Annotated in this window: 23 protein-coding genes and 1 pseudogene; 12 read left to right on the top strand and 12 right to left on the bottom strand. The window is 70.9% G+C overall.

Translation table 11 applies throughout. The annotated features are described in order from the left end of the window. Nucleotides 1-5 precede the first annotated feature (5 nt). The 5 genes from ACQPXS_RS04820 to pntB all read left to right on the top strand — a co-directional run bounded on the left by ACQPXS_RS04820 (nucleotide 6) and on the right by pntB (nucleotide 7,459). Nucleotides 6-962 (top strand): carbohydrate ABC transporter permease, encoded by a 957-nt coding sequence (locus tag ACQPXS_RS04820; RefSeq protein ID WP_351801250.1) that lies wholly within the window; start codon nucleotides 6-8, stop codon nucleotides 960-962. Next, nucleotides 959-1,777, top strand: a complete 819-nt coding sequence (locus ACQPXS_RS04815; protein ID WP_433447231.1) for a carbohydrate ABC transporter permease — start codon at nucleotides 959-961, stop codon at nucleotides 1,775-1,777. Before ACQPXS_RS04820 ends, ACQPXS_RS04815 begins: the two co-directional genes overlap by 4 nt. Beyond that, nucleotides 1,774-4,179, top strand: coding sequence for a glycoside hydrolase family 3 N-terminal domain-containing protein (locus ACQPXS_RS04810; protein WP_433447229.1), 2,406 nt, complete (start codon nucleotides 1,774-1,776; stop codon nucleotides 4,177-4,179). The genes ACQPXS_RS04815 and ACQPXS_RS04810 overlap by 4 nt, the downstream gene beginning before the upstream one ends. 250 nt (nucleotides 4,180-4,429) lie before the next feature. Then, a complete protein-coding gene (locus tag ACQPXS_RS04805; RefSeq protein WP_433447227.1) occupies nucleotides 4,430-5,986 on the top strand; it encodes a Re/Si-specific NAD(P)(+) transhydrogenase subunit alpha in 1,557 nt (518 codons plus the stop codon). Between the two features lie 6 nt (nucleotides 5,987-5,992). Beyond that, the gene (gene pntB, locus ACQPXS_RS04800) at nucleotides 5,993-7,459 is read left to right on the top strand and encodes a Re/Si-specific NAD(P)(+) transhydrogenase subunit beta (protein ID WP_433447225.1); all 1,467 of its coding nucleotides are present in this window, start codon (nucleotides 5,993-5,995) and stop codon (nucleotides 7,457-7,459) included. A gap of 392 nt (nucleotides 7,460-7,851) precedes the next feature. Here the strand turns inward: pntB and ACQPXS_RS04795 are convergent, their stop codons facing one another. The 6 genes from ACQPXS_RS04795 to ACQPXS_RS04770 all read right to left on the bottom strand — a co-directional run bounded on the left by ACQPXS_RS04795 (nucleotide 7,852) and on the right by ACQPXS_RS04770 (nucleotide 14,129). Next, a complete protein-coding gene (locus ACQPXS_RS04795) occupies nucleotides 7,852-8,520 on the bottom strand; it encodes a class I SAM-dependent methyltransferase (protein ID WP_433447223.1) in 669 nt (222 codons plus the stop codon). A gap of 135 nt (nucleotides 8,521-8,655) precedes the next feature. Further along, nucleotides 8,656-9,129 carry an N-acetyltransferase family protein gene (locus tag ACQPXS_RS04790; RefSeq protein ID WP_433447221.1) on the bottom strand — a complete coding sequence of 158 codons (474 nt, stop codon included), beginning with the start codon at nucleotides 9,127-9,129 and terminating at the stop codon, nucleotides 8,656-8,658. Nucleotides 9,130-9,506: 377 nt separating this feature from the next. Continuing rightward, a complete protein-coding gene (locus ACQPXS_RS04785) occupies nucleotides 9,507-11,096 on the bottom strand; it encodes an MFS transporter (RefSeq protein WP_433447219.1) in 1,590 nt (529 codons plus the stop codon). A gap of 15 nt (nucleotides 11,097-11,111) precedes the next feature. Continuing rightward, nucleotides 11,112-12,524 carry an alpha/beta hydrolase gene (locus tag ACQPXS_RS04780; RefSeq protein WP_433447217.1) on the bottom strand — a complete coding sequence of 471 codons (1,413 nt, stop codon included), beginning with the start codon at nucleotides 12,522-12,524 and terminating at the stop codon, nucleotides 11,112-11,114. A 175-nt stretch (nucleotides 12,525-12,699) separates the two neighbouring features. Next, a complete protein-coding gene (locus ACQPXS_RS04775; protein ID WP_433455710.1) occupies nucleotides 12,700-13,527 on the bottom strand; it encodes a PaaX family transcriptional regulator in 828 nt (275 codons plus the stop codon). Nucleotides 13,528-13,571: 44 nt separating this feature from the next. Then, nucleotides 13,572-14,129, bottom strand: coding sequence for a MarR family winged helix-turn-helix transcriptional regulator (locus tag ACQPXS_RS04770; RefSeq protein WP_433447215.1), 558 nt, complete (start codon nucleotides 14,127-14,129; stop codon nucleotides 13,572-13,574). Between the two features lie 94 nt (nucleotides 14,130-14,223). On the opposite strand from ACQPXS_RS04770, the gene ACQPXS_RS04765 reads away from it, so the two are divergent. The 6 genes and pseudogenes from ACQPXS_RS04765 (at nucleotide 14,224) to ACQPXS_RS04740 (ending at nucleotide 18,878) form a co-directional block, all read left to right on the top strand. Beyond that, entirely contained in the window at nucleotides 14,224-15,141 is a 918-nt protein-coding gene (locus tag ACQPXS_RS04765) for an SDR family NAD(P)-dependent oxidoreductase (protein WP_351801232.1), read from the top strand. Next, on the top strand, nucleotides 15,141-16,028 hold the full coding sequence (locus ACQPXS_RS04760) for an amidohydrolase family protein (protein WP_433447213.1): 888 nt from the start codon (nucleotides 15,141-15,143) through the stop codon (nucleotides 16,026-16,028). Before ACQPXS_RS04765 ends, ACQPXS_RS04760 begins: the two co-directional genes overlap by 1 nt. 10 nt (nucleotides 16,029-16,038) lie before the next feature. Continuing rightward, nucleotides 16,039-17,556 carry an acyl-CoA synthetase gene (locus tag ACQPXS_RS04755; RefSeq protein ID WP_433447211.1) on the top strand — a complete coding sequence of 506 codons (1,518 nt, stop codon included), beginning with the start codon at nucleotides 16,039-16,041 and terminating at the stop codon, nucleotides 17,554-17,556. A gap of 15 nt (nucleotides 17,557-17,571) precedes the next feature. After that, entirely contained in the window at nucleotides 17,572-18,027 is a 456-nt protein-coding gene (locus ACQPXS_RS04750; protein WP_433447209.1) for a MaoC family dehydratase, read from the top strand. A 124-nt stretch (nucleotides 18,028-18,151) separates the two neighbouring features. After that, a pseudogene (locus tag ACQPXS_RS04745) lies at nucleotides 18,152-18,672 on the top strand (SAM-dependent methyltransferase); the annotation flags it as partial. Nucleotides 18,673-18,689: 17 nt separating this feature from the next. Beyond that, nucleotides 18,690-18,878, top strand: coding sequence for a hypothetical protein (locus ACQPXS_RS04740; RefSeq protein ID WP_433447207.1), 189 nt, complete (start codon nucleotides 18,690-18,692; stop codon nucleotides 18,876-18,878). Between the two features lie 15 nt (nucleotides 18,879-18,893). Here the strand turns inward: ACQPXS_RS04740 and ACQPXS_RS04735 are convergent, their stop codons facing one another. Further along, the gene (locus tag ACQPXS_RS04735; protein ID WP_433447205.1) at nucleotides 18,894-19,622 is read right to left on the bottom strand and encodes an MBL fold metallo-hydrolase; all 729 of its coding nucleotides are present in this window, start codon (nucleotides 19,620-19,622) and stop codon (nucleotides 18,894-18,896) included. A 140-nt stretch (nucleotides 19,623-19,762) separates the two neighbouring features. On the opposite strand from ACQPXS_RS04735, the gene ACQPXS_RS04730 reads away from it, so the two are divergent. After that, nucleotides 19,763-20,143, top strand: coding sequence for a hypothetical protein (locus ACQPXS_RS04730; RefSeq protein WP_433447203.1), 381 nt, complete (start codon nucleotides 19,763-19,765; stop codon nucleotides 20,141-20,143). A 516-nt stretch (nucleotides 20,144-20,659) separates the two neighbouring features. On the opposite strand, the gene ACQPXS_RS04725 is transcribed toward ACQPXS_RS04730, so the two are convergent. The 5 genes from ACQPXS_RS04725 to ACQPXS_RS04705 all read right to left on the bottom strand — a co-directional run bounded on the left by ACQPXS_RS04725 (nucleotide 20,660) and on the right by ACQPXS_RS04705 (nucleotide 23,687). Continuing rightward, complete coding sequence (locus ACQPXS_RS04725; RefSeq protein ID WP_433447201.1) at nucleotides 20,660-21,190, bottom strand: SMI1/KNR4 family protein; 531 nt, start codon at nucleotides 21,188-21,190, stop codon at nucleotides 20,660-20,662. 47 nt (nucleotides 21,191-21,237) lie between these two features. Next, nucleotides 21,238-21,453, bottom strand: coding sequence for a hypothetical protein (locus ACQPXS_RS04720; protein WP_356308299.1), 216 nt, complete (start codon nucleotides 21,451-21,453; stop codon nucleotides 21,238-21,240). A 104-nt stretch (nucleotides 21,454-21,557) separates the two neighbouring features. Further along, nucleotides 21,558-21,800 carry a hypothetical protein gene (locus ACQPXS_RS04715; protein WP_351801182.1) on the bottom strand — a complete coding sequence of 81 codons (243 nt, stop codon included), beginning with the start codon at nucleotides 21,798-21,800 and terminating at the stop codon, nucleotides 21,558-21,560. A gap of 388 nt (nucleotides 21,801-22,188) precedes the next feature. Then, nucleotides 22,189-22,536 (bottom strand): Gfo/Idh/MocA family oxidoreductase, encoded by a 348-nt coding sequence (locus tag ACQPXS_RS04710; RefSeq protein WP_433447198.1) that lies wholly within the window; start codon nucleotides 22,534-22,536, stop codon nucleotides 22,189-22,191. Beyond that, nucleotides 22,533-23,687 carry a Gfo/Idh/MocA family protein gene (locus ACQPXS_RS04705; protein WP_433447196.1) on the bottom strand — a complete coding sequence of 385 codons (1,155 nt, stop codon included), beginning with the start codon at nucleotides 23,685-23,687 and terminating at the stop codon, nucleotides 22,533-22,535. The genes ACQPXS_RS04710 and ACQPXS_RS04705 overlap by 4 nt, the downstream gene beginning before the upstream one ends. Nucleotides 23,688-23,693 lie beyond the last annotated feature (6 nt).

The following is a 23,693-nucleotide window of genomic DNA, read 5'->3' as shown; positions in this document are numbered from 1 at the left end:
CCCTCATGAGCACACAGACCACCAGTGCTCCGCCCGCCGCCGCGGCCCCCAAGGGGGCCCGGCGCCGGCCGGAAGACACCCGCGCCGCCCGTGGCACGCGCCCGACCTTCCTCTGGGCGCTGCCCGCGACCGTCTTCTTCGCCCTCTTCGCCCTCGTCCCGCTCGTCGCGGTGGCGGTGCTGTCCTTCATGAGCTGGAGCGGCCTGGGGTCCCCCCAGTTCGTCGGCCTGGACAACTGGCACCGCATCCTCGACGACCCGGTGATGATCAAAAGCATCTGGCTCACGCTCCTGCTCACCACCCTGGGCGTGGTCCTGCAGACACCGCTGAGCATCGTGCTCGGCGTGTGGGCCGCCGGGCACCAGCGCAACCGCGCGGTGCTGTCGGCGATCTACTTCGTCCCGCTGCTGCTCTCCTCCACCGCGGTGTCGGTGCTCTGGCGGGCGCTGCTCGACCCCAACTTCGGCATCCCCGCACGGATGACCTGGCTGTTCGGCGACGGCAACCTGTTCGGCAAGCAGGCCACCGCCATCGGCGTGCTCGCCTTCGTCAGCACCTGGCAGTTCACGCCGTTCCACACGCTGATCTATCAGGGTGCGGCCCGCGCCATACCGCAAGTGCTCTACCAGGCGGCCGAGATCGACGGCGCGGGACGCTACCGCCAGTTCTTCCACATCACCCTGCCCCAGCTGCGCAACTCGATGATCACCTCGATGATCCTCATGGTCGTCGGCGGGCTCACCACGTTCGAGACGGTGCTCATCCTGACCCAGGGCGGCCCCGGCAGCGACACCACGATCAGCGCCTACTACATGTACCAAAAGGCCTTTCAGGGCTTCGACTTCGGCGCGGGCTCGGCCATCGCGCTGTGCCTGGTCATCGCGGCCACGATCATCTCGCTGATCGTCGTCCGCGTCTCCGGCTACGACAAGATGCGCAGCGACATGGAGGGTGTCTCATGAGGCGACGCCCCAACTACCTGGCAGGAGCGGGCTCGATCGTCTGGCTCGTCCTGGTGGGTCTTCCGCTGTACGTGATGCTCGCGGCGACCCTGCGCACCCGGCAGGACTACGCCAAGAACGGACCGCTGTCCTTCCCCCACGACTTCACCCTGCACAACTACACCTCGGCCTTCGACTCGGGCTTCGGCCGGTATTTCCTCAACACCATCATCGTCACCGTCTGCGTCGTCGGCGTGGTCCTCCTGCTCGTACCGCCGCTGGCCTACGCCATCGTCCGCAGCCGCGGCCGGGTCACCTCGCAGATCTTCCGGCTGTTCCTGCTGGGCCTGGCCATCCCCGCCCAGGCGGTCATCGTCCCGATGTTCTATCTGATCAGCGAAGCGGGCCTGTACGACAACCTCCTGGGCATCATCCTGCCCACCGCCGCGTTCTGCCTGCCGATGTCGGCCCTGATCCTCAGCGGCGCCATGCGCGACATCTCACCGGAGCTGTTCGAGGCCATGACGGTGGACGGGGCGACCCCGCGGCGGATGTTCTTCCAGCTCGTCGTCCCGCTCTCGCGTGGCGGCCTGTCCACCATCGTGGTGTTCTCCGCCCTCCAGGCCTGGAACGGCTTCCTGTTCCCGCTGGTCCTGACCCAGTCCGACTCGACCAAGGTGATCACCCTGGGTCTGTACAACTTCCAGACCGAACACGGCATCGACATCCCCGGCCTGCTGGGCGCCGTGATGCTGTCCATGGTGCCCGTCCTGCTCGTCTACCTGTTCGCCCGCAGGGCCCTCGTCCAGGGTCTGATGGGCGTGGGAGGAAAGTGACCACCAACGTGGCCGTAGAGACCACCCCCGAAGCCCCCCTGTGGAACGACCCCACCCAGGACATCGCCGTCCGTGTGTCCGCACTGATCGACGCGATGACCCTGGAGGAGAAGATCGGCCAACTGTACGGCGTGTGGGTCGGCGCCTCCGCCGAGGGCGGCGAAGTCGCCCCCCACCAGCACGACATGGAGGAGGCCGTCGACCTCGACGCCCTCCTGCCCGCCGGTCTGGGACAGCTCACCCGCCCCTTCGGCACCGCACCCGTCGACCCCGCGCTCGGCGCCCTGTCCCTGTCGCGCACCCAGAAGCGGATCGCCTCGGCGAACCGTTTCGGCATCCCCGCCCTGGCACACGAGGAGTGCCTGGCCGGCTTCGCCACCTGGGGCGCCACCGCCTACCCCGTGCCCCTGTCCTGGGGCGCCACCTTCGACCCCGGCCTGATCCGCCGGATGGCCGCCGCCATCGGCCGCGACATGCGGTCCGTCGGCGTCCACCAGGGCCTCGCGCCCGTCCTCGACGTGGTCCGCGACGCACGCTGGGGGCGCGTCGAGGAGACCATCGGAGAGGACCCCTACCTGGTCGGCAGCATCGGCACCGCCTACGTCCAGGGCCTGCAGTCCACCGGCGTCGTCGCCACCCTCAAGCACTTCGCCGGCTACTCCGCCTCCCGCGCCGGCCGCAACCTCGCACCCGTCGGCATGGGCCCGCGCGAGCGGGCGGACATCATCCTGCCGCCCTTCGAGATGGCGGTGCGCGAGGGCGGAGCGGGCTCCGTCATGCACGCCTACACCGACACCGACGGAATGCCCTCCGCCGCCGACGAAGACCTTCTCACCGGCCTGCTGCGCGACACCTGGGGCTTCGACGGCACGGTCGTCGCCGACTACTTCGGCATCGCCTTCCTCAAGACCCTGCACGGCCTCGCCGCCGACTGGGCCGAGGCCGCGGGTGCGGCCCTGCGCGCGGGCGTCGACGTGGAACTCCCCACCGTGAAGACGTTCGGCACGCCCCTCGCGGAGGCCGTCAGGGCGGGCCGGGTGCCCGAGTCGCTCATCGACCGCGCGCTGCGCAGGGTGCTCACCCAGAAGGCCCGGCTCGGCCTGCTCGACGGCGACTGGAACCCGGTCCCGGCCGCGCTCGACGGAGCCGACCCGGACGACCCGGACACGCTGCGCGGCACGATCGACCTGGACTCGCCGGCCAACCGGGAACTGGCCCGCACCGTCGCCGAGGAAGCGGTCGTCCTGCTGACCAACGACGGCACCCTGCCCCTGGACCGGCCGCGCCGCATCGCCCTGGTCGGCCCCAACGCGGCCGAGGCCACGGCCGTGCTGGGCTGCTACTCCTTCCCCCAGCACGTCGGAGTGCACCACCCGCAGACGCCGGCCGGCATCGACCTGCCCACGCTGCACGACGCCCTCCGGCACGAGTTCCCCGACGCCGAGCTGACCGTCGTACGCGGCACCGGCGTCGACGACGGCGACGTGACCGGCATCGCCGAGGCCGTCCGCGTGGCGCGCGAGGCCGACGTCGTCGTCGCCGCCCTCGGGGATCGCGCGGGCCTGTTCGGCCGCGGAACCAGCGGCGAAGGCTGCGACAGCGAGTCGCTGACCCTGCCGGGAGCCCAGCAGCACCTGCTGGACGCCCTGCTCGACACCGGCAGGCCGGTCGTCGCGGTGCTGCTCGCCGGACGGCCGTACGCCCTCGGCCGCGCGGTGGACGAGGCGGCCGCGATCGTGCAGTCCTTCTTCCCCGGCGCCGAAGGGACCACCGCGATCGCCGGCGTGCTGAGCGGCCGCACCAACCCCTCCGGCCGCCTGCCCGTCAGCGTGCCGCGCGGCTCCGGCGCTCAGCCCGCCACCTACCTCGGCGCCCGGCTCGCCCAAGTCAGCGACGTCTCCAGCATCGACCCGACGGCGGCCTTCGCCTTCGGGCACGGCATGTCCTACACGTCCTTCCACTGGGACGACCTGTCGGTCGATCAGGCGGAGGCGGACACCGCAGGAGAGTTCTCCCTGGCCTTCACCGTCCGCAACACCGGGGAGCGGCACGGCACCGAGGTCGTCCAGCTCTACCTGCACGACCCCGTCGCCTCCGTCGTCCAGCCCGTGCAGCGCCTCGTCGGTTACACCCGGGTCCCGCTCGCCCCGGGCGAGGAGCGCCGCCTGCGGGTGACCGTGCCGGCCGACCTCGCCTCCTTCACCGGCCGTAACGGACGACGGGTGGTCGAACCGGGTGAACTGCACCTGCGTCTGTCGGCATCCAGCGCCGATGTCCGCCTGACGGCGAGAGTCGCCCTGACCGGGCCGGAACGCCACGTGGACCACACCCGGCGGTTCCACGCGCGCTTCGAACAGGGGACAGGGCACGGGCCCGGAACGGAGCCCCGAACCGCCGGCTGACCCACACCGTGCCGCGGCCTGCCCTCGGGAGGGGGCGGGCCGCGGCACCGTCCCGTTTCAGGGCGCGGTGTTCGGACGCGTACGGGGGAACAGCGACCGCCGAGTGAAACACACCACGGGCATACCCCGTAGGCAGGGGCGGCTTCGACGGGTAGGTTCCCACGGCCGACGTCCTCCGGGAGGAGCCCTGGGGACGTCCTGTGATCGCGGATGGTCCGTCAACCCCTCCTTCCGGGAGAGAACACGAGAAATGTCTGCACAAGAACCTGCCCACCCCACCCCTCGGCGCGTCGGCGTGGTGGCCGAGTCCGTCTCCGGTGAGACACGCGTCGCGGCGACGCCGGCGACCGTGCGTCAGCTGCTCGGCCTCGGTTACGAGGTCGTGGTGGAGTCCGAGGCCGGCGCGGCGTCCGGCTTCAACGACCAGGCCTATCTCGACAGCGGCGCCGAGATCGGCGAGGCCTGGGACGCGGATGTCGTCCTGAAGGTGAACTCCCCCTCCGACGCGGAGATCACCCGGCTCCGGCCGGGCGCCACTCTGGTCGCCCTGCTGACGCCGGCACAAAGACCCGAGCTGCTTCGGACGCTCGCCGGTGCCGGGGTGACCGCTCTGGCGCTGGACGCGGTGCCGCGCATCTCCCGCGCGCAGTCGATGGACGTGCTGTCGTCCATGGCGAACATCGCCGGGTACCGGGCGGTGATCGAGGCCGCGCACGTCTTCGGCCGGTTCTTCACCGGCCAGGTCACCGCGGCGGGCAAGGTGCCGCCGGCGAAGGTGCTGGTCGCCGGCGCGGGCGTGGCCGGTCTGGCGGCGATCGGCGCGGCCTGCAGCCTCGGCGCGATCGTGCGGGCCACCGACCCGCGGCCCGAGGTCGCGGACCAGGTGAAGTCGCTCGGCGGCGAGTACCTCGCGGTGAACGTCGTCCAGGAGGCGAGCACCGACGGCTACGCGAAGGCGACTTCAGCCGACTACGACCGTGCCGCCGCCGAGCTCTACCACGAGCAGGCGGCGGACGTGGACATCGTGATCACCACCGCGCTGATCCCGGGCCGGCCGGCGCCGCGTCTGCTGTCCGCCGAGGACGTGGCCGTCATGAAGCCGGGCAGCGTCATCGTGGACATGGCCGCCGCCCAGGGCGGAAACGTCGAGGGCACCGTGCCGGGGCGCGCGGTGGTCACCGACAACGGGGTGACCATCGTCGGCTACACCGACCTGGCCTCCCGCTTGCCCGCCCAGGCCTCGCAGCTGTTCGGCACCAACCTGGTGAACCTGCTGAAGCTGCTCACCCCCGGCAAGGACGGGCGGCTGACGATCGACTTCGACGACGTCGTACAGCGCGCCGTGACGGTGGTGCGCGACGGCGAGGTCACCTGGCCGCCTCCACCCGTGGCGGTATCGGCCGCGCCCGCCGCGCAGCCCGCCGCTGCGCCCGCCGAACCTGCGCCCCTGCAACCGAGGCTGACGCCTGCGCGGCGCATGGGCCTGATCGGGCTCGGCATGCTCGGCATGTTTCTGCTGGTGGCCTTCGCCCCCGCGCAACTCGCGGAGAACTTCACGGTGTTCGCGCTGGCGGTGGTGATCGGCTACTACGTCATCGGCAAGGTGCACCACGCGCTGCACACACCGCTGATGTCGGTGACCAACGCGATCTCCGGGATCGTCGTGATCGGCGCCCTGCTGCAGATCGGGCACGAGAGCCGGATCGTCACCGCGCTGTCCTTCGTGGCGATCCTGCTGACGAGTGTCAACATCTTCGGAGGCTTCGCCGTCACCCGCCGCATGCTGTCCATGTTCTCGAAAGGCTGAGCCCAGATGACCTCCCTGACGGCCTCCCACGCTGCCGACCTGGTCGCCGCCCTGTTGTTCATCCTCAGCCTGGCCGGCCTGTCCCAGCACCGCACCGCCCGCGCCGGCGTCGTCTACGGCATCGCAGGCATGGCCCTCGCCCTGGTCGCCACCATCGTGGTGGCGGCGCAGAGCATCACCGCGGGCGCGGTCGCGCTGATCGTGCTCGCGATGGCGCTCGGCGCGGCCATGGGCCTGTGGCGGGCCCGCCGGGTCGAGATGACGCAGATGCCCGAACTCATCGCGGTGCTGCACAGTTTCGTCGGACTCGCCGCGGTGCTCGTGGGCTGGAACAGCTACCTGGAGGTGGAGGTGCACGGCACGGCGCAGACCCGGATCGGCGCCGACCTGCTGGGTATCCACCACGCCGAGGTGTTCATCGGCATCTTCATCGGAGCGGTCACCTTCACCGGTTCGATCGTCGCGTTCCTGAAGCTCTCGGCGCGCATCAAGTCCCGACCGCTGATGCTGCCGGGCAAGAACGCGCTCAACGTCGGCGCGCTCGCCGCGTTCGCCGTGCTCACCGTCTGGTTCACCATCAGCCCGAACCTGCCGCTGATGATCGCGGTCACCGCGCTGGCGCTGGCCCTCGGCTGGCATCTGGTCGCCTCGATCGGCGGCGGCGACATGCCCGTCGTCGTCTCCATGCTGAACAGCTACTCGGGCTGGGCGGCGGCCGCGGCAGGCTTCCTGCTCGACAACAACCTGCTCATCGTCACGGGCGCGCTCGTGGGCTCCTCCGGCGCCTACCTGTCCTACATCATGTGCAAGGCGATGAACCGGTCCTTCCTCTCCGTCATCGCGGGCGGTTTCGGCATCGAAGCTCTCACGGGCGGGGGCGAGGAGCAGGGCGAGCACCGCGAGGTGCGGGCCGCGGAGGCGGCCGAGATGCTCGCGCAGGCCCGCTCGGTGATCATCACGCCCGGTTACGGCATGGCCGTCGCCCAGGCCCAGCACCCCGTCGCCGAGCTGACGCGCCGGCTGCGCGACCGGGGCGTCGAGGTCCGCTTCGGCGTCCACCCCGTCGCCGGGCGCCTGCCCGGGCACATGAACGTGCTGCTGGCCGAGGCGAAGGTGCCGTACGACATCGTCCTGGAGATGGACGAGATCAACGACGACTTCGCCGACACCTCCGTCGTGCTGGTCATCGGCGCCAACGACACCGTCAACCCGGCCGCGACCGAGGACCCGAGCAGTCCGATCGCCGGGATGCCGGTCCTGCGCGTCTGGGAGGCGGAGCAGGTCATCGTCTTCAAACGCTCCATGGCCTCCGGATACGCGGGCGTGCAGAACCCGCTCTTCTTCCGCGAGAACAGCAGCATGCTCTTCGGTGACGCCAAGCAGAGCGTCGAGGAGATCCTGGGCGTGCTCGGCCTCGACGGCGGTCCGGGCGCGGCCCCGGCCGCGCGCCAGACGACGGCGGCGGGCCGGTGACCCGCTCCCACGCGACCTGAATCCCTGGCGACGCCTTGTCCCACCTGGTTGCGGCCTCACCTGTCGGTGATGCCGGAGAGCCATGCCGTGTCCTCCGGGTCCGGCGTGCGGATGCAGGGCGCGGGCAGCAGGTGGATCTCGCCCGTGCACAGGACGATCGTGCCCCGTGGCCGGACCGGCCCGCGGCCGCTGCGGGGTGAGCGGTGCGTTGACGACGCGCGAGGGCCGTCCGGGGCAAGGGCTGGGCAAGGGCGGCTCGAGCGCGCCCTGACGCCGCAGGCGGCGGCCGACATGGTGCCGGCCGCCGCCCGGCGGAGGGGACCGTTGTCCGGCCAGGACCTACCGACGGGATTCAGCTCGGGACCCTGTGCCGCTTCGATTCCTAATGATCGTCAGTCGGGGCGCTTGGCCATGACGACCAGGCCGGGCCCGCTGTACTCCTCCGGGGGGAGTCGCAGTTCGGCGACCGGGTCCAGGCCGGCCTGCTCGATCAGGTCGACGAGTTGTTCCGGCCGCCATTTGTGTGTCGTCCAACGGACGGGTACGCCCCCGTAGGCCTCGGTGCGCACCGCGTCCTCGTCGCCGACGTGGGTTCCGGTGATGAAGTGTCCGCCTGGCTTCAACGCGCGCGCGAACATAGCGAGGACCTGGGGAAGGACGTCCCGGGGGAGGTTGAACAGTGACCACCACCCGAGCACGCCGCCCAGAGACGCTTCATCGAGGTCGAGCTCGGTGGCGGACGCGACAGCGAAGCGGCACTCCGGATGAAGTCGGCGCGCGTTCTCGATCATGCGAGGAGAGAGATCAACCCCGGATACATCGAGTCCGCGTTCGGCGAGGTAGGCGGTCACCGTTCCGGGCCCGCAACCGACGTCGAGGACAGGCCCGAGCCCGCGCACGGTGTCGGCGAAGGCGTCGATAGACGCCTTGAGCCATGGATGCTTACGGATGTCGCCGACTCCCGTCGTCACGACCATGTGGGCGTAGTTGTCGGCAACCCGGTCGTAGGACTCACGTACGACGTCGAGATCGGCCGGTCGGTCAATAGGGTGTGCGCGCATGAGCCAACGATAGGTGCCTACGGGGGACTTGGGGCGATCAGCAACCGCGACGCGGACACAGCGGAAAAGGTTGACGGCGCATGAGCCGGCCGTGGGCCCGAGGGTCGGACACCAGCACAGGTCACGGTTGGTTGGTCAGGGCCGTGAGATGTCGAGTGGCAGATCTCGGTGGAAGACGGCCATGGCCCTGCCGGGGCCGTTGTAGTCGTCGACGATCTTCGTGTCGAAGCCGAGGCTGCGGTGGAAGGCGATCGAGCCGGTGTTCTCGATGGACGTGATCGCCTTCAGCTGCCGTGCACCATGACGTTCCGCTGTTTCAGCGAACGCCGCGTACAGACGACGCCCGAGACCGATGCCACGGGCGTCGTCCCGCGTGGCGATCAGATGCACGTATCCGGTGCCGTCCGGGGTGACGAACCCGAAGACGTACCCGCGGATTCCGTCCTCGGCTCGGGCAACCAAGCAGGTGGAACCGAACTCCTGCACCAGTGCCAGAAGATGCAGCGACCGAAGGTCGCGTTCGCCCCAGTAGCGGGGGTGATCAGTCAGGACCTGGTGGAAGTCGGCCACCCCGGCCGGTGCAATTTGTATCCCCATGGTGACGATCATGGCAGGCGCCCTGGTCGTTACAGACGAAGGCCTGCACGGGGTGGGCAAGTTGTGAGGCAAGCCCGGGCCCGTGCGGCCTGTTCCCCACTGCCCCATGCGGGGTCTCCCGCGCACACTGGAGCCGTTCCTGCTCGCGCTCACCTTCGGGTTCTGCGCACGCGGTACCGCAGCAGCTGCGCCGCTCGGAGACTTGCGGCGTCCCTGCGCCGGTCCGCTCGTCACGGTCCCAGACTGCGTCGCCGGATCGTAGAGCCCTCGGGCTGCGCCTCTTCGTCCGGGCGTGCATATCGATCAAATCGGCGCGGTCGGCAGTACGGTCCTCATGCCATGGGCGGGCCTCGGGGCGCCGAGCAGCCCCGGGGCCCGCCGAGTGGGTGTCACCCCGTGGTCAGGGCGGTCCGTTCCGTGCCGTTCTCGGCCGGCGACGCGCTCTCCTGCGCCGTACGCCCGCGCAGTGCCGTCACCACCAGCAGGGCCGAGAAGAGGGCGGCCGAGCCGCACACCACGAATCCGATGCCGTAGCCGTGGCCGAGGGCGTCCAGGGCGTAGGTGCGGGCGGCGCCCGGTGGGGAGGTGGCGGGGACGGAGTTGAGGGCGAGGGGGCCGCCCTCCTGCAGCACCGCGTGGGCCGCGGTCTTCGACTCGGCGTTCAGGGACGACGAGGTGGCCAGCGAGGAGGTCACCCGGGACGCCGCCTGGCTCAGCGCGACCGCGCCGATGACGGCGGGGCCGAGGGTGAAGCCGAAGTCGCGCAGCAGGTTGGTCGCCGCGCTCGCCATGCCGGCCAGCGGCAGGGGCACCGTGTTGACGGCGGTCGCGGTGATGGACGACACCGTGAAGGCGAAGCCGATGCCGACCAGTCCGAGCGGCAGGATGAGCGAGGCCAGGTTCCGGTTGCCGACGTCGAGCCCGGCGGCCAGGAAGTCGCCCGCGGCGATCAGCGCGAGCCCGGTGGTGAGCAGTGCCCGGGCGGGCAGCCGGTGCAGCAGCCGGGAGGTCAGCGGGGTGAGGACCGGCGTGATGCCGTTGAGCAGCAGGAACGCGAAGGCGGTGCGCATCGGGCTCTGGTGCTGGATGGGGCCGAGCCGGATGCTGGCCGCGTACGCCGTGCCGAGGAAGCTGAACATGCCCACGACGGCGACGACCGATGCGATGGCGAAGGAACGGTTGCGGAACAGGTCCAGGCGCAGGAGAGGGGAGCGGGCCCGGCTCTCGGCCACCACGAACAGGCCGACGAACACCGCGGCGATGACGAATGCCACGACCACGGGAGTCGATCCCCAGCCGTCCGTCGGCCCTTGGATGACGGCGTACAGCAGGGCGAACAGACCGACACCGATGGTGATCTGGCCGCCGACGTCGAGTGAACGGCCCTCCGGGGAACGGGAGTTGGTGGCCAGCCACAGACTCACCAGAGCGCTCATCGCGGCCAGCACGGCGACCACCACGAACGCCGAGCGCCACGAGCCGTAGGTGCCGGTGATCCCGCCGAGCAGGGGGGCGAGGAAGCCGCCCGCGGACAGGCTGGAGGCCCATACGGCGATGGCGCGGGCGCGCTGCGGGCCGGTGTGTGTGCCGGCCGCGATCATGGCGAGTGAGGTGGGGAAGAGCGCGGCGGCGCCGAGACCGGCCAGCGCCTGCCCCACCCACAGCTGATGGATGCCCGTGGCGCTCGCGGCGACGACCTCGCCCGCGCACAGCAGCGCGGCGCCGCCGACGAGGAGCTGTTTGCGGCCGAAGAGGTCGCCGAGGACGCCGAAGGAGAGTTCGAGCACGGCCACGGGCAGCAGGAACGCGTCGGAGATCCAGGTGAGTTGGGAGCCGACGGGGTGGAGGTGTTCCTGGAACAGGCCGTTGAGGGTGGCCGGTATGGCGAGTCCGATCTGCGCGAGGCAGACGGCGAGACAGCCGGCGACGAGTGTGCCGAGGGGGAGGGATGTGCGTGGAGCGGCGGATGTGTCGGACATGAGCGGGTCCCGATCTCAGTGGTGGGTGGGGTGCGCCGGGCGGTCCCGGCCGACGGTGAGGTGTGCCGGGCGGTAGGGGATGTACGCCGCCCCGTCCAGACCGAGCGCGGTGGCGGACCGCTGGAGCGCGGCCGGGGACGCGGCGTCGTCCCAGCGGCCCGACGAGACGCGGTGTTCGAGCGCGTGCAGGGCGGCCACGGTCTCGGCGGTGGTGAACGTGCAGTGGCCCTGCCGCTCGACGTAGGCCTGCCGCAGCAGCGCACCGTCCCCGGCCGTCCGCACCCGGTCGCCGAACTGCCGTTCCTGTTCGACCGGGACCAGGTTGTCGGCGATCGTGTGCACGTCCAGCAGCGGTACGCCGAGGCCCTGCCCGGCGGAGGAGGTGTGCTGCGCGGTACGGACCGCTGCGGGGTCGGCGGTGATCGCGGCGCCCCGGGTCAGGGATGTCAGGTCGGCGCCCAGGTCGAGTCCGGCCGCCCGGTACAGGGCGCGGACCTGCGGTGCGTGGACGGAACCGGCGAGCAGCCGGGCGTAATCGACGCCCAGGTTCCAGGAGTTGTCGCCGCCGACGGACTGCTCGACGGCGTACCGGCCGCCCTCGACGAACGACAGGATGCCCTGGGCGAACCACGTGTACTGCTGCTCCTCCTGGCCCGCCCAGTCCGTCGGTGCCGGCTGGTCCTGTCCGGGCGCCCAGGCGGGCAGGTTGAGGAAGGCCGCGGCCAGTGCGATCCGGGCGCGGCCCTGCGGGGTGGTCTGTGCGGCGGTGACGGCGTCGGTCAGCTTCTCGGCGGTGGCGGCCGCCGCGTCGGCGGAGCCGAAGCGGACCAGGTCGACGTCCTGCCCGGGCAGGAGCAGCCGGGCGATGGTGTACTCGGCGTCGAGCTGGTAGTTGTCCAGGTCGGTGCCGCCCGCGACCAGGCCGCACAGCCCGAGTGCGCCGTCCACGCGGCCGGCGCCGTCGCGGGCGATCTGCGCGTTGACGAGCCCGCCCATGGACTGGCCGACGGCGAGGGTGCGGCGCGGGGTGCCGATCTTGCCGGTGACGGCGTCGAGCGTGGCGAACTGGTCGCGTTCGGCGCTGTTCAGGGCCCACATCGAGCCATGGGGGTCGTACGACGACCCGGCCATCGCATAGCCCTCGGCGAGCAATTCGGTGCGTACGGCGTCGGAGGGCGCGTCCTTGGCGACGGTGGGGCCGAAACCGTGGCTGAACAGCAGCAGGGTGCCGTTCCAGTGGGCGGGGACGTCCGCGATCCAGGTCGCGCCGTCGGGGAGGGTGCCGGTGAGGTGGCCGGTGGTCGGCGTGTCCGTTTGGGCGGCCGGCGCGGGGACGGCCGTGAGGGCCGCGGACGCCAGCGTGGCCAGGGCGGCCAGGGCGATGCGCAGACGGGTACGGGGAGTTCGGGGGCGGGTGCTGGCAGGCATGGAGGAGGCTCCTTGTGGGCGGCTGCGGAGCGAAGACCCTGGGAGATCGGCAGATGCTCAGTGCACTGAACGAGGGTGTGGAGGAATGTAGGGCTGGTTTCTTGCGGCGGTCAAGAGAATGCACAACATCGCTTCGTGCGAGGAACGCGCGGAGGTGTGGCGGGTACGTACGGTGCTAGACCGCCGGAATCGTCTCGATCAGCCGGCGCGCCGCGTCCCGGGCGGGCGCTTCCAGCAGGGAGTGGACCGCGCGGAACGTCCTCTCCGCCGCGGCCGCCGGCCAGTCCGCCGGCAGATGGCGTACGGGCAACCGGGGGGCGCCGCGGATCACCTGGAGCCACTCGGCGGTCAGCCGGAGGCGCAGCGCGAGGGCGTCCTCGGCGGCCAGGTCCGCGCCACCGGACGCGTACGGCCGCCAGGACGCCACGAACTCCCGGTAGTGAGCGGCAAGTTCACCCAGGTTCCAGGTGTCGTCGATCATCTCGGCGATGTCCATCCCGGCGTCCGCATGCGCCCGGAAGACCTTCACATGCGCTTCCAGGCCCAACTCGGCGACGATCCCGGAGACGTCGACCTCGCCGGGCGCGATCCACAGCCCGCTGAACAGCGCACCGAAGCCCGCCCAGGCCAACTGGGAGCGCAGGTCGTGCCGTTGGCGCTGCCATGACTCCGGCAGTGAGAAGCCGAGCAGGGTCCAGGTGCCGTCCCAGTCCCGGTTGACCGCGCCCGTCTTCCAGATGCGCCGCTCGCCGTCACGGAGGATCGCCTCCGAGCGGTCGGTGAGCCCGACATAGGTCCGCCGGCCCTCACGCCGGCGGCTGAGCAGACCGCGGCCGACCATGCGCGTGAGGGTGGACCGGGTGGCCTGCTCGCCGACGCCCGCGCGCCGGAACACCTCGATGACGCTCCCTGTGTAGACGCACACCCCGCGGCCCAGCACCTCGTCACCGAGGAAGCTGAGCAGGAGGGACTGCGGGCGGGGGACGGGACCGGTCACGCGGATACCTTACGAGGCCTCGTCCCCGCATACACGCGACGGCCGAAGGGTCAGGCGAACCCGTTGCCGGCGACGCGCAGCAGGAGGGCGTGCAGCGTCTCCCGTTCGGCGGGGTCGAGCGGGGTGAGCAGTTCGTCGGTCACGCGTTGGCCTGCCTGGTCCGTGTCGCGGAGGAAGGCCCGGCCGTCCTCGGTGAGGACGACGATGCGGCTGCGACGGTCCTCCGGGGCGGGGCGGCGCTCGGCGAAGCCCAGCTTCTCCAGGTCGTCCACCAGGCCGACGATCGCGCTCGGGTCGTAGCCGAGCCGGGCGCTGAGTTCGCGCTGCAACGAGCCCTCGGTGGTGGCGAGGAAGCGCAGCACGGCGTAGTGGCGCAGCCGCAGCCCCGACTCCTGCAGGGACGTGTTGAACAACTGACCCGAGCGCAGGCCCAGCCGATACAGCAGATAGCCCGTGTCCGCGTGCAGTGCCCGCATCCACGGCTCGTCGGCGTCGATGGGGGAGGGGTTGTCGATGTGCTGGCGGGCGATGGCGGGCTCCCGGGTCTCGGTCCCCGGGGCGCCGGTCTCGGCGGCCGGGGATGGCTTCTCGTCTGCGGAGTCCAGCATGACGCACCAGAAGGTCGGCAACAACTATTGACGACAACAATTATTGCTCTTAGCTTCGATCTCCCCACGACCACCCCATGCGAAGGGATCGCTCGTGCCCACCATCGATCTGACCGGCCAGGCCGCCGTCGTCACCGGAAGCGGCCGGGGCCTCGGCCTCGCCTATGCGCACGCCCTCGCCGCCCACGGCGCGTCCGTGGTCGTCAACGACATCGACGAAGCCGTGGCCGAGCAGGCCGTCAAGTCCATCACCGAGGCCGGCGGCACCGCCGTCGCCGAGGTGGTCCCGGTCGGCACCTCCGAGGCCGCCGACCGGCTGGTGAACCGTGCCGTCGAGGAGTTCGGCCGGCTCGACATCCTGGTCACCAACGCGGGCATCCTGCGCGACAAGGTGCTGTGGAAGATGACCGACGACGACTTCGACGCGGTGATCACCACCCATCTCCGGGGAACCTTCACCTGCGCCCGCGCCGCCGCCGTCCGCATGCGCGAGCAGGGCGACGGCGGCACGCTCGTCCTCGTCGGCTCCCCGGCCGGGCAACGCGGCAACTTCGGGCAGACCAACTACGCCGCCGCCAAGGCCGGGATCGCCGCGATGGCCCGCACCTGGTCCATGGAACTGGCCCGCGCGAACATCACCGTCAACGCGATCGTGCCGGTCGCGGCGACCGCTATGACAGAGACCATCCCCGCCTTCGCCCCGTACGTCGAGGCGATGAGGAACGGTGCACCGCTGCCGGCGTTCCTGCGCAAGGGGGAGGGCTTCGGCACCCCCGAGGACTGCGCGGCCCTCGTCCCCTTCCTGGCCTCCGGGGCCGCCCGCGGCATCACCGGTCAGTGCATCGGCATCGGCGGCGACAAGGTGGCACTGTGGTCACATCCGCAGGAGATCCGGACCGCCTACGCCGACGGCGGCTGGACCCCCGACTCCCTGGCCGACGCCTGGCCCACCTCGGTCGGCGCCGAGCCGCAGACCGTGGGCATCCCCGCCCCGAAGATCCCGGAGGCGTGATGACATCCGCACCGAGGCCGGACGAACTGGTCGCGATCGACGTCCACACCCACGCGGAGGTGTCCTCCAAGGGCCACTCCTCCCTGGACGACGACCTGCACGACGCCTCCTCCGCCTACTTCAAGGTCGAGGGCAAACGGAAGCCCACCTTGGAGGAGATCGCCGCGTACTACCGTGAGCGGCGGATGGCCGCCGTCGTCTTCACGGTGGACGCCGAGTCCGCGACCGGCACCGAGCCCGTCCCCAACGAGGAGGTCGCCGAAGCCGCGGCCGCCCACCCCGACGTGCTGATCCCGTTCGCCTCCATCGACCCCTTCCGCGGGAAGGCGGGCGTGCGGCAGGCCCGACGGCTGGTCGAGGAGTACGGGGTACGGGGCTTCAAGTTCCACCCCAGCATCCAGGGCTTCTTCCCCAACGACCGCTCCGTGGCGTACGGCCTGTACGAGGTGATCGAGGAGACCGGCACCATCGCGCTCTTCCACACCGGCCAGACCGGCATCGGCGCCGGCGTTCCCGGCGGGGGCGGCATCCGGCTGAAGTACTCCAACCCGCTGCACGTGGACGACGTGGCCGCCGACTTCCCCCATCTGAAGATCATCCTGGCGCATCCGTCGTTCCCCTGGCAGGACGAGGCCCTGGCGGTGGCGACCCACAAGCCCGGGGTGCACATCGACCTCTCCGGCTGGTCGCCGAAGTACTTCCCGCCGCAACTGGTGCAGTACGCCAACACGCTGCTGCAGGACAAGGTGCTGTTCGGCTCCGACTTCCCGGTGCTCACCCCGGACCGGTGGCTGGCCGACTTCGCGAAGCTGTCCATCAAGGACGAGGTCAGGCCGAAGATCCTCAAGGAGAACGCGGCCCGGTTGCTCGGGCTGACGAAACCGTAAGGGGTGTCAGATGCGCAACGAGGGACTGGGGTCGTGGCCCGCACGCCGGGCCCGCAAGACCCCGCACCGCACGGCCCTGATCCACGACGGGCGGCCGACCGACTACCGCACCCTGTACACACGGGTCACCCGCCTCGCCCACGCCCTGCGCGACCGGGGCGTCAGGCGCGGCGACCGCATCGCCCACCTCGGCCCCAACCACCCGGCCTACCTGGAGACCTTGTTCGCCGCCGGCACCCTCGGCGCGGTCTTCGTCCCCCTCAACACCCGCCTCGCCGGCCCCGAGATCGCCTACCAACTCGCCGACTCCGGCGCCAAGGTGCTCGTCCACGGCCCCGCACACGCCGGACTCGTCGCGGGACTCCCGGGTGAGACGGACGAACAAACCCGCATCGAGATCGGCGACGCGTACGAAAAGGCTCTGGCAGCCGCGTCGGACGAGCCGATCGACGAACCGGTCACGCCCGACGACACCTGCATCATCATGTACACCTCGGGGACGACCGGCCGTCCCAAGGGCGCGATGCTCACCCACGGCAACCTCATCTGGAACGCCGTCAACGTCCTGGTCGACCACGACCTGATCGCCGACGAACGCGCCCTGGTCTCCGCACCGCTGTTCCACACCGCGGGCCTCAACATGCTGACCCTGCCGGTGCTGCTCAAGGGCGGCACCTGCGTCCTGGTCGAGGCCTTCGACCCGGAGACCACCCTCGACCTGATCGAACGGCACCGGATCACCTTCATGTTCGGGGTGCCGGCGATGTTCGACCAGGTCGCCCGGCACCCCCGCTGGGCGGACGCCGACCTGTCGTCCCTCCGTATCCTGACCTGCGGCGGATCACCGGTGCCGACCCCGCTCATCGCCGCCTACCAGCAGCGCGGGCTCACCTTCCTCCAGGGCTACGGCATGACCGAGGCCGCGCCCGGCACGCTCTTCCTCGACGCGGAGCACGCGGTCGAGAAGGCGGGCTCGGCGGGCGTACCGCACTTCTTCAGCGACGTACGGGTCGTACGGCCCGACCTCACCCCGGTCGACGTCGGCGAGACCGGCGAGGTCGTGGTGCGCGGACCACATGTCATGGCCGGCTACTGGGGACTGCCGGAGGAGACCGAGGCCGCCTTCGCCGACGGCTGGTTCCGCAGCGGGGACGCGGCCCGGGTCGACGAGGACGGTTACGTGCACATCGTCGACCGGATCAAGGACATGATCATCTCCGGCGGGGAGAACGTCTACCCCGCCGAGATCGAGGACCTCCTCCTCGCCCACCCCGGTATCGCCGAGTGCGCGGTGATCGGTGTCCCCGACGACAAGTGGGGCGAGGTGCCCCGCGCGGTCGTCGTCCCCGCCCCGGGAGCCGACCTCGACCCGGACGAGGTGCTGGCCTCACTGACCGGGCGGCTCGCCAAGTACAAGATCCCCAAGTCGGTGGTGGTCACGGACGAACTCCCGCGCACCGCCTCCGGAAAACTCCTCAAGTCCCGGGTACGCCACCGCTACGGCACCCCAAACACCCCAACACCCTGAAACGAAGGGCTACTTATGAGCATCACCGTCAACGGCCTGGACGAACTGAAGAAGCTCGCCGGCAGCGACCTCGGCACCAGCGAGTGGATCGAGGTCACGCAGGAGCGCATCGACACCTTCGCCGACGCCACCGGCGACCACCAGTGGATCCACACCGACCCGCAGCGGGCGGCCCAGGGCCCCTTCGGCGCGCCGATCGCGCACGGCTACCTCACCCTGTCCCTCTTCATACCCCTCTTCACCGAACTGCTGGACGTGCAGGGCGTGACCACCAAGGTCAACTACGGCCTGAACAAGGTGCGTTTCCCCGCGCCGGTGAAGGCCGGCTCCCGCATCCGGCTCGCCGCCCGCCTCAGCTCGGTCGAAGAGGCGCCCGGCGGCGTGCAGATCACCATCGACGGCACGATCGAGGTGGAGGGTGGCACCAAGCCCGCCGCCGTTCTCCAGAGCCTGTCCCGGTTCTACGCCTGACCTGCGCCGTCAGATCAGCGAGGCGGGGCAGGAGCGAGCGACGGGCCGTGCGAGTGAGTGGGGTGCGTTGGACGAGGGTCCGGGTGGATGCGGCGAACCTCCGCAAGCCGCGAACGAATGACCCCACGGGATCACCGGGACCGGGGCGGACATCAGCACGGTGTTCACCGCCCGCGCTCGCGCCCGGGCCCTGGAACCGGGTGTCGCCGACCTGATCACCTTCGTCCACGGCGATGCCTCAGGTCACGTCGCCGAGGACGCCGTCGACATCGCGACCTGCATCGGGGCCACCTGGATCGGCGGCGGTGTCCCCGGCACGGTCCGCCTGCTGCAGAGCAGCCTCCGCACGGGCGGGACGATCCTGGTCGGCGAGCCGTTCTGGCGGCGTGACCCGCCGAGCCAGGAGGCCGTCGAAGCCTGCCATGCCGGCAGTCGCGAGGACTTCCTCCCGCTGGCCGGACTGATCGAGCGGTTCGGCTCACTCGGCTACGACGTGGTCGAGATGGTGCTCGCGGACCAGGACAGCTGGGACCGCTACCGCGCCGCCCAGTGGTTCAACATCCGCCGCCGGCTCGACGGCAACCCCGAGGACGAACTCGCCCCCGCGCCCGGGAGGAGCTCAGCACCGACCCCGTCCGCTACGCGCCCCCCATCCGAGGCGCATGGACTCGCCGCCGTGTCACCGCCTCGCCCATCACGAACTCGGCGACCGGCTCCTGCCGAGCGGCGGGCGTTCAGGCGGCCGGTGGGGACTCTTCGCCGAAGACCCAGGGGGCCAGCAGGCCCTCACCGCCATCTGGCGCCAGGTCTCGGCCGCGCTGGGCCTGCCGGACGAGGTGCCGGTGGAGTGATGCCGAGGGTCTCCGTCAAAGGCTGAGGACCGTCCCCTCCTCTGCGGCCAGGATCTCGCCGTCGTACGCGGCACTCGCCTCCGCCACCGACCGCCGGCGATCGTCGCCGGGCCAGAAGTGGGTGAGCAGCAGGCGCTGCGCTCCCGCGCGGGCGGCCCACTGGCCGGCCTGGGCCGCGCTGAGCAGGTACGGGTCGGTCGCCGGGCCCTGCAGTGTCGCGCCGGCGATCAGCAGGTCGGCCCCGGCCGCGAGTTCGCCCAGCGCGTGGTCGGGACCGGCGTCGCCGCTGTAGGCCACCGTCAGTCCGGGCGCCGTCAACCGCACGCCCGCGTGGGGCACATGATGCGGAAGGACCCGCCCGTCCAGCCGGTAGGGACCGACCTCATGACTGGCCGGCAACTCGTATGGGTCGAAGACGTCGCGCAGTGCCTCGGTCGGTTCCATCGCCTGCACCCGCCCGAGCACTCCCGGCGGGCAGTACAACGGCACCCGCCCGGCGCGCTCCCCGCCGAAGAGCAGCGCTCGGCACAGCGCGCTCAGATCCGCGCAGTGATCGGGGTGTTCATGGGTGATCACCACGGCGTCGAGTTCGCTCGGCGCGCACCGCTCCAGCAGCCGGGGCAGCGTCGCGTAACCGAGGTCCAGGACCAACCGGAACCCGTCGGCCTCCAGGAGGAAGCCGCTCGCCGCCCGCCCGGCCTCCGGCCAGGCGCCACACGTACCCAGCACCGTCAGCTCGCGCATCGGCGCATGGTCCCACAAGGGCCGTCGTCCTGGCATCAGCCGTCGGCGCGGTCCACCGCCGTGCGCCGTCCTCATGTACTCATCGGAACCTGAGTACATGTGCTCTGCCCGGCACAGGCGCGGCCCGGCACGCTCGGGCCATGAGAGAAGGACTGATGAGACCCCTCGCCCACCTGGTGCCGATCCTCGTGCTCGCCGGGCTGTCGCTCGCGGCGTGGGCTGTGTGGCTGGGCTGGGACCAGCACCGTGACGTGCACCCCGACGGCTCGACGACCGGCCCGTACGAGGCGTGGCAGGTGATCGGGCTGGTGCTCACTCTGCTCGTGCCGGTGTGCTGGGCGGCATCCCGGCGCCACCTCGCCGCCGCTGTGCTGGGCCCCACGGTCGGGCTGACCCTCGCCGCCTATTACGACTGGTCGGACGACTCCAGCGGACTCTTCGTCATCGGCGTGGGCCTCGTCATGATCGGCAGCCTCGTCACGACCGTCATCGTCTCCGCCGTTGTCACCTCGGTGACATAGGGACCCGAACCTCACAGCGGTTCACCGTCGCACGGCACGCGTGTGACGCCGGGTGACGCCACACGCGAGCCGCCCAACACCAGGGATCAACGGGTGCGATGGTCTCCGGATACCGGCGCTCGCGTTCGACGTAGGGGCGCAGGGCCTCCCAGACCTTCGTGGTGCGGCTTCGGACCATCACGATCGCTGTACCCTCGTCGATGATCCCGAGTGCGTACAGGCTCGCGAAGGTCTGGAAGAAGTAGGCAATGTTGTAGGCGCATTCACGGGGTCCCGGTGGCAGGGCGCGCAGGCCGCCGTCAGGGGAATGCTCTTGGTTCAGCCGGCCGCAGACGTGCGCAGACCGAGATCGCAATGGCCAGTACGTTGAGCCAGGTTGCCGCATCCACGAGCAGAGCATAGGGGCGGAATCGGTCGTACCGCGCCGGAGGAGAGGCGGGACTTCCCCGCCCGGTCGAGTGGGTACGAGGGCATCAGGCGGGCCCTTGTGACACGGTGAAGGCCGGGATACCGCATCTACAGGTATCCCGGCTCGCCGCTGGCGATGAAACGCATCAGGGATTTCTCCAGCAACTCCAGAAACTGCCGCAGGTCGTCGGCCACCTTGTCGAGTTCCGGTTCGTCCAGTGATGCTGTCCGCGTTCGGTGGACAGCCCCGCCGGGGCCGGCGACATAGGACAGTCCGCCACCGTTCGAGCCGATGACCAATCCGCGGGCCTTCTGGTGTCCGCCGAGATCGACAGCCCCGTACTCCTCGAGCCGAAGAAGCACATCACGAGCCGGGTCGATGAAGTAGCCGTTGCCGACGTCCGCCCAGGTGACATCGCCGATGCCGGTGTACAAGGTGACGAGGTCGGCAGGAGCGAGGTCCACTCGGGCCAGCGTGTGAGCCGTGGCCTGATCGTCATGGTCGGCCGGCCGGACGTGATTGATGCCCGGCGGATACCCCTGCCTGCGCTCGAAGCCGTCTGTCATCGCTCTCAGGGCTTCGGAGACCCTGCACACCCACGCGGCCAGCCAGGCAGACGACAGCGAACGGTCACCCATGAGGCAAGATCATGGCATCTGGGGGCACACGCCTGCGATCCTCGTTCCTAGCCGGTGCCGCGGTTCATGACGCGGCGGGCGGCCTCGGCTTCCGCGGCGGGCGGGGACAGCTCGTCGAGCGTGTCGAGCTCGTCGTCGAATTCCAGTTCCCGTTCCCAGGCCGCGGCGAGTTGTTCCTGCTCCTGGCGCGGTTTGGCGCCGACTGCGTCCCGGTGATCGGGATCCAGGGCTGCCAGGAATCGTCCGACCGTATCTGTGGGCATGCCGTGCTCCTTGTCGCATGGAGGATGCCACCCTTGTCCAGCATCGCCGAACCAGCCCGCGTTGTCTGCTCGACAGGGCGGGGCAACGGAAATGACGTGGTCGGCTACTCGACGGCCGGGTCCTCCTGGCTGCGTCGCACAGCCTTCTGCACGGCCTGCTCAACCTCGTGCGGGCCGGCCCCGGTGGCTGCGGCATGCGCGGCGATGGCCGCCTGTACGGCGTCGGACGCCTCCCGCCAGCGGCGGAGCTGAGCCTCGTACTCGCCACCGGCGAGGCCCGCGAGTTTCGCGCGCTCCTGCTCGGCGGTACGTTCCAGCTTGATCAACTCATCGGGGACCTCTGCCACGGCTACGGATCCTAGACGGCGAGACCGGCGCCTCCACCGTCTCGCCTACCGCCCGATCGGGTGGAGCCGCGCCCCGCACGGCCCCGGCTCCCGGCTCGCCACCGCCGTCCGGGCGCCGGCCGTGCCGGGCGTAGAACGCCTGCGCCCGGGCGTTGGCCTCCCAGCACTCCCGTACTCAGTCGGTGAACCCGTCCGCGTGCAGCCGCCCGACGAGCGCCTCGTGCAGCACGCTGCCCACACCGCGCCCCCAGCAGGCGGTGATGTTCCACGCCGGCCGGTTCCTTCGCCGGCAGGCGGCCCGCTGTGTAGTACGCCGTCCGCGTGCGGGTTTGGAGCGCGGCCAGGGTCCGGGCCTCGCCCTCACAGGGGAGGGCGCGGACCTGCCGGGTCACTGGGGAGGGAAGGTGATGCCGCACAGTGCGCGGATGTCGTCCATGACGCGGAGTGTCGTGATCGAGTCGGCCAACGTCCGGAGGGGCGACTGGAGTTGGCCCGTGGTGATGCAGCGGGCGGCCTCGGCGGCCTCGAAGTGCAGGGCGTCGTGGGCCGTACGGGGTTCGGTGTAGGCCAGGGGTGTGCCGCCGCCGGCCGGGTGAGGAGGAGGTCTCCGGGCCCGTTCCCCGTCGACGTCGGCGACGCTCACGACCTCGGCGCCGGACACCCAGCGGTGCAGGGTGTTCACGTGGTCGGCGCCCATGTTGCCCGCGCCGATGACCCCGATGCGCACGGTGCTCACGCCAGACTCACCCACGTGCCCTGCGTGGCCGAGCGCTCCATCGCCTCCAGCGCCACCGCGCTTGCCACGGCATCGCCGAGAGTGGCGCCGACCGCGGTGCCGTCGGTGATGGAGCGCAGGAACCGGTAGGCCTCGATGACCTTGAGGTCGTCGTAGCCCATGCTGGTGGCCGCCCCTGGCTGGAACGCGGCGTATTCGCCGTGGCCGGGGCCGACGTACACCGTGCTGACCGGCTGGTCCTGGTAGGTCGTACCACGGCTGACGGCGAGTTCGCCCATACGGCGGAAGTCCCAGAAGACGGCCCCCTTGGTGCCGTGTACTTCGAAGCCGTAGTTGTTCTGTTCGCCGACCGAGACGCGGCAGGCCTCCAGGACGCCGCGGGCGCCGGAGGCGAAGCGCAGCAGGCAGTTGACGTAGTCCTCGTTCTCGACCGGCCCGGGCTCGCCGCCGGTGGCGAGGGTGTGTCCGGCGGTGGCGCCGGTCGGCCGGGCGCGTTCGGGGAGGAAGACCGCGGTGTCGGCGGTGAGCGAGGCGATGTCGCCGAGCAGGAACCGGGCCAGGTCGGCGCCGTGCGACGCGAGGTCGCCGAGCACCCCGCTGCCGCCGCGGGCCCGCTCGTAGCGCCAGGTCAGGGCGCCCTGGGGGTGGGCGGCGTAGTCGCTGAAGAGGCGGATGCGGGCGTGGGTGACCGTGCCGATCTCACCGGAGGCGATCAGATCGCGGGCGGCCTCGACGGCGGGCGCGTTGCGGTAGTTGAAGCCGACGGTGCCCTGCACGCCGTTCTTGGCGACCGCGTCGGCCACCGCCCGGGCGTCGTCGGCGGTGAGCCCGACCGGCTTCTCGATCCAGATGTGCTTGCCGGCCTCGGCCATCGCCACGCCGATCTCGCGGTGCAGGAAGTTCGGGGCGGTGATGCTGACGGCCTGGACGCGCGGATCGGCGGCCACCTCCCGCCAGTCGTGGGTCGCGGCGGCGAAGCCGTACAGCCCGGCCGCCTCCTCCGCTCGGCCCGGTACCTCGTCCGCGACGGCGAGCAGTTCGGGCCGTACGGACAGCTGCGGGAAGTGGTGCGGCAGACGCGTGTACGCCTGGGTGTGCACCCGTCCCATCCAGCCGAATCCCACGACGGCGACGCCGAGCGTATTCACCATGAGCGC

This window comes from Streptomyces sp. CA-142005, assembly GCF_050942335.1.
In the GTDB taxonomy this organism is placed as follows: Bacteria; Actinomycetota; Actinomycetes; order Streptomycetales; family Streptomycetaceae; genus Streptomyces.
The sequence above is the reverse complement of the archived record's forward strand: the minus strand, read 5'-3'. Positions and strand labels throughout refer to the sequence as shown.

Coding starts and splice junctions, on each gene's coding strand:
- ACQPXS_RS04795 (WP_433447223.1), bottom strand. CDS start 8,520: ATGCGCGCACACCCTATTGACCGACCGGCCGATCTCGACGTCGTACGT.
- ACQPXS_RS04785 (WP_433447219.1), bottom strand. CDS start 11,096: ATGTCCGACACATCCGCCGCTCCACGCACATCCCTCCCCCTCGGCACA.
- ACQPXS_RS04790 (WP_433447221.1), bottom strand. CDS start 9,129: ATGATCGTCACCATGGGGATACAAATTGCACCGGCCGGGGTGGCCGAC.
- ACQPXS_RS04730 (WP_433447203.1), top strand. CDS start 19,763: ATGAGAGAAGGACTGATGAGACCCCTCGCCCACCTGGTGCCGATCCTC.
- ACQPXS_RS04760 (WP_433447213.1), top strand. CDS start 15,141: ATGACATCCGCACCGAGGCCGGACGAACTGGTCGCGATCGACGTCCAC.
- ACQPXS_RS04735 (WP_433447205.1), bottom strand. CDS start 19,622: ATGCGCGAGCTGACGGTGCTGGGTACGTGTGGCGCCTGGCCGGAGGCC.
- ACQPXS_RS04770 (WP_433447215.1), bottom strand. CDS start 14,129: ATGCTGGACTCCGCAGACGAGAAGCCATCCCCGGCCGCCGAGACCGGC.
- ACQPXS_RS04820 (WP_351801250.1), top strand. CDS start 6: ATGAGCACACAGACCACCAGTGCTCCGCCCGCCGCCGCGGCCCCCAAG.
- ACQPXS_RS04805 (WP_433447227.1), top strand. CDS start 4,430: ATGTCTGCACAAGAACCTGCCCACCCCACCCCTCGGCGCGTCGGCGTG.
- ACQPXS_RS04780 (WP_433447217.1), bottom strand. CDS start 12,524: ATGCCTGCCAGCACCCGCCCCCGAACTCCCCGTACCCGTCTGCGCATC.
- pntB (WP_433447225.1), top strand. CDS start 5,993: ATGACCTCCCTGACGGCCTCCCACGCTGCCGACCTGGTCGCCGCCCTG.
- ACQPXS_RS04740 (WP_433447207.1), top strand. CDS start 18,690: ATGGACTCGCCGCCGTGTCACCGCCTCGCCCATCACGAACTCGGCGAC.
- ACQPXS_RS04720 (WP_356308299.1), bottom strand. CDS start 21,453: ATGCCCACAGATACGGTCGGACGATTCCTGGCAGCCCTGGATCCCGAT.
- ACQPXS_RS04725 (WP_433447201.1), bottom strand. CDS start 21,190: ATGGGTGACCGTTCGCTGTCGTCTGCCTGGCTGGCCGCGTGGGTGTGC.
- ACQPXS_RS04705 (WP_433447196.1), bottom strand. CDS start 23,687: ATGGTGAATACGCTCGGCGTCGCCGTCGTGGGATTCGGCTGGATGGGA.
- ACQPXS_RS04755 (WP_433447211.1), top strand. CDS start 16,039: ATGCGCAACGAGGGACTGGGGTCGTGGCCCGCACGCCGGGCCCGCAAG.
- ACQPXS_RS04815 (WP_433447231.1), top strand. CDS start 959: ATGAGGCGACGCCCCAACTACCTGGCAGGAGCGGGCTCGATCGTCTGG.
- ACQPXS_RS04750 (WP_433447209.1), top strand. CDS start 17,572: ATGAGCATCACCGTCAACGGCCTGGACGAACTGAAGAAGCTCGCCGGC.